Raw genomic sequence first — 13,190 nt, forward strand, 5'->3', positions numbered from 1 at the left:
GTGTGTTAAGTAAAACGTGTAGCGCCCGCTCACTTCAGGTAAGGGGACCAGGACGGTTCTCTGACTTCGCCTTGAGCGGTAGGAAGCGGGAGCCTAACGCGTCCATTAATGGACACGAGCATCAAGACTCCCCGGCCCTGTTGGCGGGTGGCGTAGATTACCATGGTGCCGTTGGGCGCAACAGTAGGCGACTCGTCCAGAGTGCTATCAGTGAGGATTTTTACACTTCCGCGCTGCAAATCCTGAGCCGCTACCTTGAAATTGGTGAATCCGTCCTGGCGATGGATCATTACCAGGGTCTTTTCATCAGCCGAAAGCTTCGGGTTGGCGTTGTAGTTACCGATAAAGGTCACTCGCTCCGCACCGCCGCCACTTGCACTGGTTTTATAGATCTGTGGTTTGCCGCCACGGTCCGAGGTGAAGTAGATGGTCGAACCATCCTTGCCCCAGTACGGTTCGGTGTTGATGCCAGGACCTGCGGTCACGCGGGTGATCTGACGCGAACCGAGGTTCATCACGTAGATGTCCGGGTTGCCGTCTTTCGACAGTACGAACGCCAGGCGATTGCCATCCGGCGACCAGGCTGGCGCGCCGTTCAGGCCTTCGAAGTTGGTGATCTGCTCACGGCGACCGGTGTCGATGTTCTGCATGAAGATGCGTGGACGCTTCTGCTCGAAGGACACATAAGCGATACGCTTGCCGTCCGGTGCGAAACGCGGCGACAGGATTGGCTCGCGCGATTGCAGCAGGGTCACGGCGCGGGCACCGTCATAGTCCGAACGTTGCAGCGTGTAACGGGTGTTCTTCTCGGAGAAGCGTTCAGCCGTCACGTACAGCAGGCGAGTCGAGAACGCACCATCGATACCGGTGAGTTTCTGGAACGACTGGTCAGAGATGAAGTGCGCCATGTCGCGCAGCTGCTCGGTCGTACCGGAAACACTGCCGTCCGCCACTTTTTGCTCGGTAGCGACGTTGAACAGAGCCCACTGCACTTGCAAGCGACCACCGGCAGGAACGATGTTGCCGACCATGATGAACTGAGCACCTACCGCCTTCCAGTCACGGAAGATGATTTCGCTCGGCTGGCTTGGCTGGCTGATCATGTTCTGCTTTGGAATCGGCGCGTAGTAGCCCGAGTTGCGCAGGTCGTTACCAACGATTTCAGCGATGTCATCCGGCAGGACGGCGCCGCCCTGGAATCCGAACGGCACGACGGCAATTGGCGTTGCCTGGGAGCTGCCACTGCTGACCAGGATATTTTTCTCTTCTGCGGTAGCCAGTCCTGCAAAGCAGAACATGACGACAAGCAGTCCTCGAAGAAGGTTTCTCACAAGGCTAGATCCTCAGGTGTGAATGTCATCTTGAATGAACGATAGGGAGCGAAATCCGCTGGACTCAAACCCTGCATTTCGGTCAATCGACCAATATTTTTTACAGCCGCGACGGTTGAACTGTCGAACGGTGCGTCACCGCTGGACTGAATAACCTTGACGCCTGAGATTGTTCCGTCAGGAAGCATGTTGATCTGCAACGTTACCTTCATGCCCCTGCGGGCAGACGGTGGCTGCGCCCAACCTTCAGATGCTCGCGAACGAATCAGATCATCGAAGTTGCCTGCGGTTTCATCGCCCAACTCATCCGACTTCGTAGCCTGACGGTCGACTTTGTCCGACAGCAAGTCGGCCAATGCCTGGGCCTTCTTGTCCTCAACCGATTTGCGTGCTGCGTCCTGCGCTTTCTTCTTCGCAGCATCGGCAGCAGCCTTCTTCTTGGCGTCTTCGGCGACTTTCTTCTTCGCCTCTTCAGCTTCGGCTTTTTTCTTCGCGTCTTCGGCAGCTTTTTTCTTCGCGTCTTCGACGATTTTCTTCTTGGCTTCTTCAGCGGCCTCTTTCTTGGCCTCTTCTTCAGCAGCCTTCTTGGCCTCTTCTTCGGCTTTCTTCTTGGCTATATCAGCCAATTGTTTCTCTTCTGCCTTCTTGGCGTCGGCGGCTTTCTTCGCGTCTTCGGTTTTCTTGGCTTCATCAGCCTTCTTCGCCTCGGCCGCTTTCTTCGCCTCATCGGCTTTCTTGGCTTCCTCGGCCTTTTGAGCCGCTTCTTCTTTCTTTTGTTCCGCAGCCTTTACCGCTTCCTGCTCGATCTTTTTCTGTTCCATCTGCTCGACTTCGGTCTGGCGCGCAGCGGATTTCTTCGCTTCACCCGCAATCTTCTGATTGGTCTGAGTGGTCGCCGGACTTTTCGATTTCAGTTGGTACAAGGTCGCCTGGACAATCGGTTTGGACTCCGGCAGCTCCGGGGTCAGGGCAAAACTGACGAACAGCATGCCGAACACCAGCACGTGCAAGCCAATCGCCCAGACACTAGGCCAGAAGTAGCTTTCCGAGGCGGACGGCTCTCGCTGTTGCTGCATCAGGGGGCCTCGGTAATCAAGCCAACATTACCGACCCCGGCTTTCTGCAACCCGCCCATGGCACCCATGACGGAGCCATAATCGACGGACTTGTCGCCACGGATGAAGACCTGGGTACGCTTGCCGCCTTCAGTACCGGCGCGAATGATCTTGGTCACCGCATCGGTCATCTGCGGCAGGGTCATGGCCCGGTCCTGTTGCTTTTCAGTGTCGACTTCGCTGCCAAGGTTCCAGTAGTAGGTCTTGTCAGCCTTGATCGAAATGGTCAGCACCTGGGTGTTGTTGTCCTGCGGCAAGGCTTCGCTGGAAACCTTGGGCAGATCCACTTTCACGCCCTGATTGAGCATCGGCGCAGTCACCATGAAGATGACCAGCAGCACCAGCATCACGTCGATGTAAGGCACTACGTTCATCTCGGCGACCGGCTTGCGCTTGTGTCGGGCTCGAGTGATTAAAGCCATCGGGAAATACCTGCTTATTCTTCGCTGGTGTGCACTTTGCGGTGCAGGATCGCCTGGAATTCATCGGCGAAGGTGTAGTAGCGGCTCAGCAAGGTTTCGCTGCGGGCAGAGAAACGGTTGTAAGCAATAACGGCCGGGATTGCGGCGAACAGGCCGATCGCAGTGGCGATCAGGGCTTCGGCGATACCCGGCGCCACGGTGGCCAGGGTGGCCTGTTGTGCGCTGGCCAGGCCGCGGAAGGAGTTCATGATCCCCCATACGGTACCGAACAGACCGATGTACGGGCTGACCGAACCTACGGTGGCGAGAAACGGCAGGCTCTGCTCGAGTTTCTCTTCCTCGCGGGAGATGGCAACACGCATGGCACGGGCCACGCCTTCCATTACCGCTTCAGGATCGACACCCGGCTGCTGGCGCAGGCGGGAGAACTCTTTGAAACCGGCACGGAAAATCTGCTCGACGCCCGAGTCCGGATCCGGGTTGCTGCCGGCCTGACGATAGAGTTTGGACAGATCGATACCCGACCAGAAGCGCTCCTCGAAGCTCTCCAGTGCACGTCGACCGGCGCGTATCAGATTGCTGCGCTGAAAGATCATGATCCATGAGGTCACCGATGCGGCCACCAGAGTCAACATTACCAACTGCACCACGACGCTGGCATTGCTGACCAGGCTCCACATGGAGGAATGGTCGACGACGTTAGCTTCCACGCTTTATCTCCTGCTTTAAGTGTGTACCCGTGCCGACCGCGTCGGCGAAAGCCGCACGCAAGTCTTCGGGAAGGGCCCGGGGTTTCAAACTGTTAGTGCGCACACAGGCCACCAGAAACTGCCCTTCACAGAGCAGCACATTATCCGTTGCCCGCCTGACCTGCTGTCTGAAGCGCAGGCTGGCACGGTTCAATTCGATTACATCAGCGCTTACCAGAAGCTCGTCGTCCAGTCGCGCCGGCGCGTGATAACGCGCTTCGCTGGAGTGCACGACGAACAACAGGTCCTCCCCTGCCAGCGCCGACTGGGCAAAGCCCAGCTCCCGGAGCCGCTCGGTTCGAGCCCGTTCCATAAACTTGAGGTAATTAACGTAATACACGATGCCGCCCGCATCGGTGTCCTCGTAATAAACGCGACAACGATGTGCGAACGACTCAAGCCCGTTTTGCGCGCGCATACTCTAGTGCTTACTCCTCGGGTTGCCAATCCGGCCAGGCAACTGTTTTTCATTGTTCGAAGGCTTTACCGCAAAAGTACCGTCCTGAGACAGTACAAACGCTGAATAAATCGACAATAAATGTGTATTAATCGCCCACGGCATCGAGAAACTCGTCTGCCACGGGCATCTCGCCCATTCGTGACGGAATGTTTAAACCAAAATGCAGATACGCGTGACGGGTCACTACCCTGCCCCGTGGTGTCCTCATGATGTAGCCCTGCTGAATCAGATACGGTTCCAGCACATCTTCGATGGTGTGGCGTTCTTCGCTGATCGCGGCCGCCAGACTGTCGATTCCGACCGGGCCGCCATCGAACTTCTCGATCATGGTCAACAGCAAACGCCGGTCCTGATGATCGAAGCCATGCTCGTCGACATCCAGCAGGTTCAGCGCCAGATCAGCGACTGACTTGGTGATGTGGCCCTTGGCCCGGACTTCGGCGAAATCCCGCACCCGGCGCAACAGCCGGTTGGCGATCCGTGGCGTACCACGGGCACGGCGGGCAATCTCGAAAGCGCCTTCCGGATCCAGCGGCAAGCCGAGGATGTTCGCCGAACGGCTGACAATCGTTGCAAGGTCAGCAGTGCTGTAGAACTCGAGACGCTGGACGATACCGAAACGGTCACGCAGCGGATTGGTCAGCATCCCCGCCCGCGTCGTCGCGCCGACGAGGGTGAACGGCGGCAGATCGAGCTTGATCGAACGCGCCGCCGGTCCTTCGCCGATCATGATGTCGAGCTGGAAATCCTCCATGGCCGGGTACAACACTTCTTCGACGATCGGCGACAGGCGATGGATTTCATCGATGAACAGCACATCGTGCGGCTCAAGGTTGGTCAACAGCGCCGCCAGATCTCCCGGCCGCTCGAGCACCGGGCCGGAAGTGCTTTTGATCGACACGCCCATTTCCTGGGCAATGATGTTCGCCAGCGTGGTCTTGCCCAGCCCCGGCGGGCCGAAGATCAAAGTGTGGTCGAGGGATTCGCTACGGCCACGGGCGGCCTGGATAAACAGTTCCATCTGCTCGCGAACGGTCGGCTGGCCGATGTATTCGGCCAGGCTGACAGGACGTATCGCCCGATCCTGGACTTCTTCGCGCTCACGCGGACTGTGCGTGGCGGCGATCAGACGATCAGCTTCAATCACTTAAATCATTCCCTTCAGGGCACGTCGGATCATGTCTTCGCTGCTCAAGCCTTTCTCCTTGATCGCGGAAATCGCCTTGCTCGCTTCCTGTGGCTTGTAGCCCAGGGAAATCAGCGCGCTGACTGCGTCGTTCTCGGCGGTATTGACCGGCGCCGGGCCGTCCGGCTGGTTCGGTACCAGCGCAAACATGGCCGGCGAGGTTTCCCACGCCTTGAAGCGATCCTTGAGCTCCACCAGCAGACGCTCGGCGGTTTTCTTGCCCACGCCCGGCACCTTGGTCAGCGCCGAGGTGTCCTGGGACTGCACGCAGCGGATCAGCTCATCGACCTCCAGGCTCGACATCAAGGCCAGGGCCAGTTTTGGCCCCACACCATTGAGACGGATCAACTCGCGAAAAAAGTCTCGCTCACGCTTTCCGGCAAAACCATAGAGTAACTGCGCGTCTTCGCGTACGACCAGATGGGTGTGCAGGGTCAGCGGTTCACCGACCGACGGCAGGCGATACAGGGTGGTCATGGGCACTTCCAGCTCATACCCGAGGCCGTTTACATCCAGAATCAGGTGCGGCGGCTGTTTTTCAGCGAGGGTGCCGCGCAAGCGTCCAATCACGTTTCAGATCCTTGAGCGTTGGCCAGCCGTGGGCTGGCGACTGTCGGAAGGTGAGTTTCGGGCCGACGACCCAGGCGCAAAGCCCACATTCCGGAAAATTGACTGCTGATGCTATCAGAGACGCAGGCGCCCGCCACGACTGCGTGCAGTTCCCAGGCCGTGTGGCAGCAGACTGGAGCGAGTGTGCGCATGGCAAATGGCAATCGCCAATGCGTCCGAGGCATCGATTTGTGGCTTGCTGGTCAGCTTGAGCATGTGCATGACCATCATCTGCACCTGCTCTTTATTGGCGGCGCCCGTGCCGACCACGGCCTGCTTGACCTGGGTTGCCGTGTACTCGGCGATCTCCAGGCTCTCTTCGGCGCCAGCAACTATGGCGGCCCCACGGGCCTGCCCGAGCTTCAGCGCCGAATCGGCGTTTTTCGCCATGAACACCTTTTCGATGCCCATGGTCACCGGACCATAGGTCTGGATGATCTCGCGCACGCCGCGATAGACGATTTGCAGGCGTTCATGCAGCTCACCGGCGCCGGTGCGGATACAGCCCGAGGCCACATAGATGCAACCGCCGCGTCCGGTATCACGAACAATGCCGTAACCGGTAATGCGAGAACCGGGGTCGATACCAAGAATTAAAGTCATAAGCCTGCAGGTTCGAAAAAACACAAAAACAAATGTGGGAGATTCTATGGTTGAGGCTAACCCTCACACACAGAATCTCCCACATTGAATCGTAGTCGCTCTCAACCGAGCTGAGCGGCCACGTCTTCCGGAATGTCAGCGTTGGAATAGACGTTTTGCACGTCATCCAGATCCTCAAGCATGTCGATCAGCTTGAGCACCTTCTCCGCCCCTTCCAGATCCAGTTCGGCGCTGGTGGTCGGCTGCATGACGATTTCCGCGTCATCACCCTTGAAACCGGCCGCTTCCAGCGCGTTTCGCACAGCGTAGAAACTGGTGAACGAGGTAAACACGTCAATCGAGCCGTCTTCATGAGTGACCACGTCGTCGGCATCGGCTTCCAGCGCCGCTTCGGTCAGCGCATCTTCGTCGACGCCCGGCGCAAAGCTGATCTGGCCCTTGCGCTCGAACAGATACGCCACCGAGCCGTCGGTACCCAGGTTGCCGCCACACTTGCTGAACGCATGACGCACGGCCGCCGCAGTTCGGTTGCGGTTGTCGGTCATGCACTCGACCATCACGGCAACGCCGCCCGGGCCGTAACCTTCGTAGGTCAGTTCTTCAACGTTGTCGGCCTCGGTCGCACCGGCACCACGGGCCACTGCACGATCGATGATGTCACGACTCATGTTGGCGCCCAGCGCCTTGTCCAGGGCCAGACGCAGACGCGGGTTGGAGCCCGGATCGCCGCCGCCCTGACGGGCCGCAACGGTCAGTTCACGGATCCACTTGGTGAAGATCTTGCCTCGTTTGGCATCCTGACGTTCTTTGCGGTGCTTGATGTTCGCCCACTTGGAATGACCTGCCATATCTCGCTCCGAATTCTCTTTGAAACGTTGCCCGCCATGCTCGCGCATCGGCCGGCAAACACAAAATTGCGACCTGCTTTCATGGGATACAGAAAGAAAAAAGGCGCATCCGAAGATGCGCCTTCAGGCCCGTCTTACTCAGCCTTTGGCGTTTCGCGCAAACGAATGTGCAATTCGCGCAATGCCTTGGCATCCACAACACCCGGCGCCTGCGTCATCACGTCGGCAGCACTCTGGGTTTTCGGGAAGGCGATCACTTCACGGATCGACTGGGCGCCGGTCATCAGCATCACCAGACGGTCCAGACCGAAGGCCAGACCACCGTGCGGCGGTGCACCGTACTTCAGGGCGTCGAGCAGGAAGCCGAACTTCTCTTCCTGTTCCGCTTCGTTGATGCCCAGCAGGCGGAATACCGCTTGCTGCATCTCTTTACGGTGAATACGGATCGAACCGCCACCCAGCTCGGTGCCGTTCAGAACCATGTCGTAGGCACGGGACAGAGCGCCCGCCGGGTTCGCCTCGAGCTCTTCCGGGGTGCACTTCGGCGCGGTGAACGGGTGATGCAGAGCGGAGAAGCTGCCGTCGTCGTTCTCTTCGAACATCGGGAAGTCGACGACCCACATCGGTGCCCACTTGCAGGTCAGCAGGTTCAGGTCGTGACCGAGCTTGATACGCAGGGCGCCCAGGGCTTCGCTGACGATCTTGGCCTTGTCTGCGCCGAAGAACACGATGTCGCCGTCGACTGCGCCGACGCGATCGAGGATCACGTTCAGGTTGGCTTCCGGAATGTTTTTCACGATCGGCGATTGCAGACCTTCAACACCGGCCGCACGCTCGTTGACCTTGATGTACGCCAGGCCCTTGGCACCGTAGATGCCGACGAACTTGGTGTAGTCGTCGATCTGCTTGCGCGGCATGCTCGCCCCGCCTGGAACGCGCAGTGCGGCGATACGGCATTTCGGGTCGTTGGCCGGGCCGCTGAACACCTTGAAGTCGACTTCTTTCAGTTGATCGGCAACGTCGACCAGCTCCAGCGGGATACGCAGGTCCGGCTTGTCGGAACCGTAACGGCGCATGGCTTCTTCGAAAGTCATGTGCGGGAATTCGCCGAATTCCAGATCCAGCACTTCCTTGAACAGGTTGCGGATCATCTGCTCGGTCAGGCCCATGATCTCTTTTTCATCGAGGAAGCTGGTCTCGATGTCGATCTGGGTGAATTCCGGCTGACGGTCAGCACGCAGGTCTTCGTCACGGAAGCACTTGGCGATCTGGTAGTAACGGTCGAAGCCGGCGACCATCAGCAGTTGCTTGAACAGCTGTGGCGATTGCGGCAGCGCGAAGAACGAACCGGCGTGAGTACGGCTCGGCACGAGGTAGTCACGCGCGCCTTCCGGCGTTGCACGGGTCAGGATCGGCGTTTCAACGTCGAGGAAGCCGTTCTCGTCGAGGAAGCGACGGATGCTGGTGGTCATGCGCGAACGCAGACGCAGCTTCTCGGCCATTTCCGGACGACGCAGGTCGAGGAAGCGATAGCGCAGGCGGGTTTCTTCACCGACGTCGGAGAACTCGTTCAGCGGGAACGGCGGGGTTTCCGACTCGTTCAGCACTTCCAGTTCGTAGCCCAGCACTTCGATCATGCCCGACGCCATGTTGGCGTTGGTGGCACCGGCCGGACGCAGACGCACCTTGCCGGTGATCTTCACGACGTATTCGCTGCGCACGCGATCGGCGGCGGCGAAGCTCTCGGCGCGATCCGGATCGAATACCACCTGGGCCAGACCATCACGATCACGGATATCGAGGAAAATCACCCCGCCGTGGTCGCGGCGACGGTGAACCCATCCGCAAAGGGTAATTTCCTGGCCTTCCAGGCTTTCGTTCAGTTGGCCGCAATAATGGCTGCGCATCATGGTAGTGGTTTCGCTTCTCGTAATTCGAAATTCGGTGGAGATCCGCCGCACTCAAGCTCTGTGCGACCGGTGGATGCTCGCGCGTGTCGTTAGACCTGGGCCTGAACCCTAGTCAGATTTGTCGCCACCGGCCAGATTCTTCTTCGCGCCGGTCTTGAAATCGGTTTCGTACCAACCGCTGCCGCTGAGGCGAAAGCCTGGCATGGACAGCTGTTTCTTGAGCTCTGGTGCCTGACAGGCAGGGCAATCGACCAGCGGTGCATCACTGATCTTTTGAATGGCTTCCAACTGATGACCACAGGAAGCACATTGGTAATCGTACATCGGCATGGAGTTGTCTCGGCGATCAGATTGCCAGCTCCCGCAGGGCGGTGTGGCGAAAGAGCGGGATTATATCCATTAAATGCGGCCTGTGCAGCCGGAAGACTGCACAGGCCGCCCACTCACTGGCAACCCCCGGTTGTCACCGGGGTATCGCGCAAGCCATGCACGACACACACCACCCGCACCAGACCGCTGAAGTTCTTCACGCCGCCATGACGCAAGTGCACTTCACGGTCGACGCGGGACAGCAACGTACCGACCGAACAGCAATTATCCTCGGCCATGCGGCCCAGAATATTCCAGTAGACCTGCTCCAGTCGCATGCAGGTCGCAAACCCGTTCAAACGCACCGACCGGGCCAACGGCCGGATCAATGTCATGTCGAACTCGTCAAGAAACGGCACCACGGCCCTGTCCTGCTTCGAGCCGATGGCGATTTCACTTCGCCTGTCTCCACCTTCCATATCGTTGACACTCCTTTGCCATCGCTGCTTGTTTTCAAGGCAACATCCTGTGACCTCATTAAAAGCGCAGGGGCAAAGGTATATCCAGACGACTTTTTGACCATCCACGTAGGATAAGCCAACACAACAGGGAGGATCATGGATCCGTGGATCGCACTCCTCACGTCCTACGATATCGAACGCTTTTTCCCGGCCAAAACGGGCGCACGGCTCACAAACAGTGTCCGTGCGCTTCTGGCGATCAAGCTTCGAGCAGTGCCCTGAGCATCCACGCAGTTTTCTCGTGGACCTGCATGCGCTGGGTCAAAAGGTCGGCGGTCGGCTCATCACTGACTTTATCGAGCAGCGGGAAAATACCGCGTGCCGTGCGGGTGACCGCTTCCTGGCCTTCGACCAGTTGCTTGATCATGTCCTCGGCACTCGGCACACCCACTTCTTCTTTAATAGAAGAAAGACGCGCGTAAGTCGCATAGGCGCCCGGCGCAGGGAAACCCAGGGCGCGAATGCGCTCGGCGATCGAGTCCACCGCCAGGGCCAGTTCGTTGTACTGCTCTTCGAACATCAGGTGCAGGGTCCGGAACATCGGCCCGGTGACGTTCCAGTGGAAGTTGTGGGTTTTCAGATACAGCACGTAGGTGTCCGACAGCAGACGCGAAAGCCCTTCGACGATGGATTTGCGGTCTTCTTCACTGATACCGATATCGATTGCCATGCTTACCCCCTAACGGCGATTGAATTCATCCAACAGGTGTCGGTTCACTGTAGCAAGGCCTCCCACCCATGACAGCCCCCGTATCGACCCGATAGAGGCGACAAATCGCCCCACGCCCTGCCGCTGGCCGGCGTGATTTGAGTAGCTGCAGGCTTTGCTGTTAAATAGGCAGTGTGTCGCTACGCCCTGTTTTCCGGGTGTTGCGCATAGGCTGATGCCGGGCACGTGTCCAACGCCTCTTATTGTTCCGAAGCGAACCGTGCGCCTTCAGCTCTTCCTTGTGAGCCGTCATAACGTGAGTCAATAAAATGTTGAAAATCGTCCACCTGCTAATGGGCGCAGCAGCCCTGCTGCTGTCCTTCATACCTAGCTTGAGATCCGAAGCCGTACCTTACCTGCAACAGCCCGATGCACTTTACCTGGCCTTTTTCGGCCTGCTGAACCTGGTTCTCGCTCCAGTGATCCCGTACTGGAACAAAGGCCCGCGCCAGCATCTGCAAAATCTGGTCAGCGCATTGCTGGTGCTGACCGTCGTCCTGCAAACCCTGACCCTGATCGCGCCGATGCCCGTCATCGCCGGCCAGCCCGCTGTGCTGTTCAGCCTGGTCATTGCTCTGGTTGCCGTGGCCGTACATCTGGCCGTCAGCTTCTATAAATCCTCACCGGCCGCCGCCGCGCAAAGCTACGACATGAGCAACCGCGATACCGGTACCGTCAAGTGGTTCAACACCTCCAAGGGCTTCGGCTTTATCTCCCGGGACTCCGGCGATGATATTTTCGTGCACTTTCGCGCCATCCGTGGCGAAGGCCACCGCGTTCTGGTCGAAGGCCAGCGCGTGGAGTTCTCGGTGATGAACCGTGACAAAGGCCTGCAAGCCGAAGACGTGATCGCCGCCCTGCCGCGCCGCTGATCCAGGAACGAAAAAACCGCGAACAGCCTGGCTGCTCGCGGTTTTTTATTGCTTGTGCAAAGCGTTGAGGCTCAGTAGTGCGGCGGCGGTGCGTCTTCTTCGAAAGATCCGAACTGGCCGACCATTTCTTCCTGACGCTTGAGAAGCGCGGCCATCTGCAGTTGCAGACGCTCCACCACCCTTTGCTGCTCCACCAGCACATCGTTCAACGCCTGAATGGTGTCGTCCTGAAACGCCAGACGGCTTTCCAGATCATTGACGCGTTCTTCAAGGCTCATGATCAAACCTCCAGAAACTTGAAATCTTCGTCCAGCACCAATCGCAGGCGCTCGCGGATTGCGGCTACCTGCTCCGCGCTATAAGGTTTGGCGGGATGCTTGCCCCAGACCGGCGCCGGCCATGCGGCATCTTCACGTTTGCGCACGATCACATGCATGTGCAACTGGCTGACGACGTTGCCCAGAGTGGCGACGTTCATTTTGTCGGCATCGAACGAGTCCTTGAGGACCTCCGTCAGGGCCGTGGTTTCCTGCCAGAGGCGCTGCTGGTCAGCGACATCCAACTGAAACAACTCGCTGATATCGTCGCGACGAGGCACCAGGATGAACCAGGGATAGTTGGCGTCGTTGGACAACAGGAGCCGGCAGAGCGGGAAGTCGCCGATGGTCAGCGCGTCCTGTTGAAGTCGTGAATCTAAAGCAAACACTGGGTGTACTCCCGGCTGATCGACAATATTCAGCTTAGTGGGCCAGCCCGGTGGAGGGCGCACTAAACGACAGGACGGCAGCATACCTTCGAATGCCCTGCCCTTCACGATGAAGCGGCGCCCCGACATGGAACATTTCTGGCGATCGCGCACCAGCACGAGACCCACCGAGCCAGGCAACACGCCGGAATGACCGCGACTCACTACCGCGTTCAGGGTCATGACAGGGTGCAAGTGTTTGAATTCAGTACAGCCAGAAAAAATATTTGCACCAAAACCGTACAGTGCGTCTACGCTCAATGGCTCGGGCATCCGCCAAATACTCACTGACAGGGTGAACCGGTAACGTTTTTGGTTGTCATGCGCAAAAACGCGCGAGGCAACACCAAGCGAGCAAGCGCGTCAACCCTCATCAAAAAGGGGCGCGCGAGCCCGTATTTACAAGGTTTTTACAGCAGCGAGCGGGGCCATGGAAAAATAACCGCATCCATTTTGCGGTTTGTGCACGCTTGTTGCATTCATACTCAAATGGGCTATGAGCACACCACGGGAAGTGGAAGCGCCAGGCCCAAGAAAAACAGTGGCAGGGTTGCCCGATGGAGATTCAAGTGTTTTGCCAGGGACTCTTTTTTACCGATGCAAAAAGGCCCAGAAACAGCGATAAAGTTGTCAGTCCGGCTGCATTGGTACTGTGAATTTGCGACATCAACCAAGCCATTTGCGACAGCGTCGTAAAGAACATGAAAGGTTGTATGCGCAAGTATCGCCAACATTGTCGGCGTGATATAAGTTTGCGCCGACACAAAAAGAAAGAGCCGCCCAGATAATAAAACAGGTGGG

16 protein-coding genes are annotated in these 13,190 nt (G+C 58.1%); 1 reads left to right on the forward strand and 15 read right to left on the reverse strand.

What is annotated here, in order from left to right; genetic code table 11:
- Nucleotides 1-29 precede the first annotated feature (29 nt).
- The 13 genes from tolB to ACW9HX_RS02795 all read right to left on the reverse strand — a co-directional run bounded on the left by tolB (nucleotide 30) and on the right by ACW9HX_RS02795 (nucleotide 10,733).
- Nucleotides 30-1,298 (reverse strand): Tol-Pal system beta propeller repeat protein TolB, encoded by a 1,269-nt coding sequence (gene tolB / locus ACW9HX_RS02735; protein ID WP_457379412.1) that lies wholly within the window; start codon nucleotides 1,296-1,298, stop codon nucleotides 30-32.
- Nucleotides 1,299-1,327: 29 nt separating this feature from the next.
- The gene (tolA, locus tag ACW9HX_RS02740) at nucleotides 1,328-2,407 is read right to left on the reverse strand and encodes a cell envelope integrity protein TolA (RefSeq protein ID WP_457379413.1); all 1,080 of its coding nucleotides are present in this window, start codon (nucleotides 2,405-2,407) and stop codon (nucleotides 1,328-1,330) included.
- A complete protein-coding gene (gene tolR / locus ACW9HX_RS02745) occupies nucleotides 2,407-2,859 on the reverse strand; it encodes a protein TolR (RefSeq protein ID WP_162803534.1) in 453 nt (150 codons plus the stop codon). The genes tolA and tolR overlap by 1 nt, the downstream gene beginning before the upstream one ends.
- Nucleotides 2,860-2,882: 23 nt before the next feature.
- Nucleotides 2,883-3,578: a protein TolQ gene (gene tolQ / locus ACW9HX_RS02750; protein ID WP_457379414.1), complete on the reverse strand. Its 696-nt coding sequence runs from the start codon at nucleotides 3,576-3,578 to the stop codon at nucleotides 2,883-2,885.
- Nucleotides 3,568-4,035, reverse strand: a complete 468-nt coding sequence (gene ybgC, locus ACW9HX_RS02755) for a tol-pal system-associated acyl-CoA thioesterase (protein ID WP_096818294.1) — start codon at nucleotides 4,033-4,035, stop codon at nucleotides 3,568-3,570. Before ybgC ends, tolQ begins: the two co-directional genes overlap by 11 nt.
- 127 nt (nucleotides 4,036-4,162) lie before the next feature.
- Nucleotides 4,163-5,224, reverse strand: a complete 1,062-nt coding sequence (ruvB, locus tag ACW9HX_RS02760) for a Holliday junction branch migration DNA helicase RuvB (protein WP_457379415.1) — start codon at nucleotides 5,222-5,224, stop codon at nucleotides 4,163-4,165.
- Nucleotides 5,225-5,833: a Holliday junction branch migration protein RuvA gene (gene ruvA, locus ACW9HX_RS02765; RefSeq protein WP_007951205.1), complete on the reverse strand. Its 609-nt coding sequence runs from the start codon at nucleotides 5,831-5,833 to the stop codon at nucleotides 5,225-5,227.
- A 114-nt stretch (nucleotides 5,834-5,947) separates the two neighbouring features.
- Nucleotides 5,948-6,475 (reverse strand): crossover junction endodeoxyribonuclease RuvC, encoded by a 528-nt coding sequence (gene ruvC, locus ACW9HX_RS02770; RefSeq protein ID WP_007951206.1) that lies wholly within the window; start codon nucleotides 6,473-6,475, stop codon nucleotides 5,948-5,950.
- Between the two features lie 101 nt (nucleotides 6,476-6,576).
- Nucleotides 6,577-7,323, reverse strand: coding sequence for a YebC/PmpR family DNA-binding transcriptional regulator (locus ACW9HX_RS02775; protein WP_085709622.1), 747 nt, complete (start codon nucleotides 7,321-7,323; stop codon nucleotides 6,577-6,579).
- Between the two features lie 134 nt (nucleotides 7,324-7,457).
- On the reverse strand, nucleotides 7,458-9,233 hold the full coding sequence (gene aspS, locus ACW9HX_RS02780) for an aspartate--tRNA ligase (RefSeq protein WP_096818297.1): 1,776 nt from the start codon (nucleotides 9,231-9,233) through the stop codon (nucleotides 7,458-7,460).
- A 108-nt stretch (nucleotides 9,234-9,341) separates the two neighbouring features.
- A complete protein-coding gene (locus ACW9HX_RS02785; protein ID WP_007951210.1) occupies nucleotides 9,342-9,563 on the reverse strand; it encodes an FmdB family zinc ribbon protein in 222 nt (73 codons plus the stop codon).
- A 113-nt stretch (nucleotides 9,564-9,676) separates the two neighbouring features.
- Nucleotides 9,677-10,021 carry a ribbon-helix-helix domain-containing protein gene (locus ACW9HX_RS02790; RefSeq protein ID WP_457379416.1) on the reverse strand — a complete coding sequence of 115 codons (345 nt, stop codon included), beginning with the start codon at nucleotides 10,019-10,021 and terminating at the stop codon, nucleotides 9,677-9,679.
- A 241-nt stretch (nucleotides 10,022-10,262) separates the two neighbouring features.
- Nucleotides 10,263-10,733 (reverse strand): Dps family protein, encoded by a 471-nt coding sequence (locus ACW9HX_RS02795; protein ID WP_039766007.1) that lies wholly within the window; start codon nucleotides 10,731-10,733, stop codon nucleotides 10,263-10,265.
- A gap of 308 nt (nucleotides 10,734-11,041) precedes the next feature.
- On the opposite strand from ACW9HX_RS02795, the gene ACW9HX_RS02800 reads away from it, so the two are divergent.
- Entirely contained in the window at nucleotides 11,042-11,644 is a 603-nt protein-coding gene (locus ACW9HX_RS02800) for a cold-shock protein (protein WP_096818303.1), read from the forward strand.
- A gap of 71 nt (nucleotides 11,645-11,715) precedes the next feature.
- On the opposite strand, the gene ACW9HX_RS02805 is transcribed toward ACW9HX_RS02800, so the two are convergent.
- On the reverse strand, nucleotides 11,716-11,922 hold the full coding sequence (locus ACW9HX_RS02805) for a SlyX family protein (protein ID WP_457379417.1): 207 nt from the start codon (nucleotides 11,920-11,922) through the stop codon (nucleotides 11,716-11,718).
- Between the two features lie 2 nt (nucleotides 11,923-11,924).
- Entirely contained in the window at nucleotides 11,925-12,350 is a 426-nt protein-coding gene (locus ACW9HX_RS02810; RefSeq protein WP_457379485.1) for an HIT domain-containing protein, read from the reverse strand.
- Nucleotides 12,351-13,190 lie beyond the last annotated feature (840 nt).

It is taken from the genome of Pseudomonas sp. SDO52101_S400, assembly GCF_054071635.1.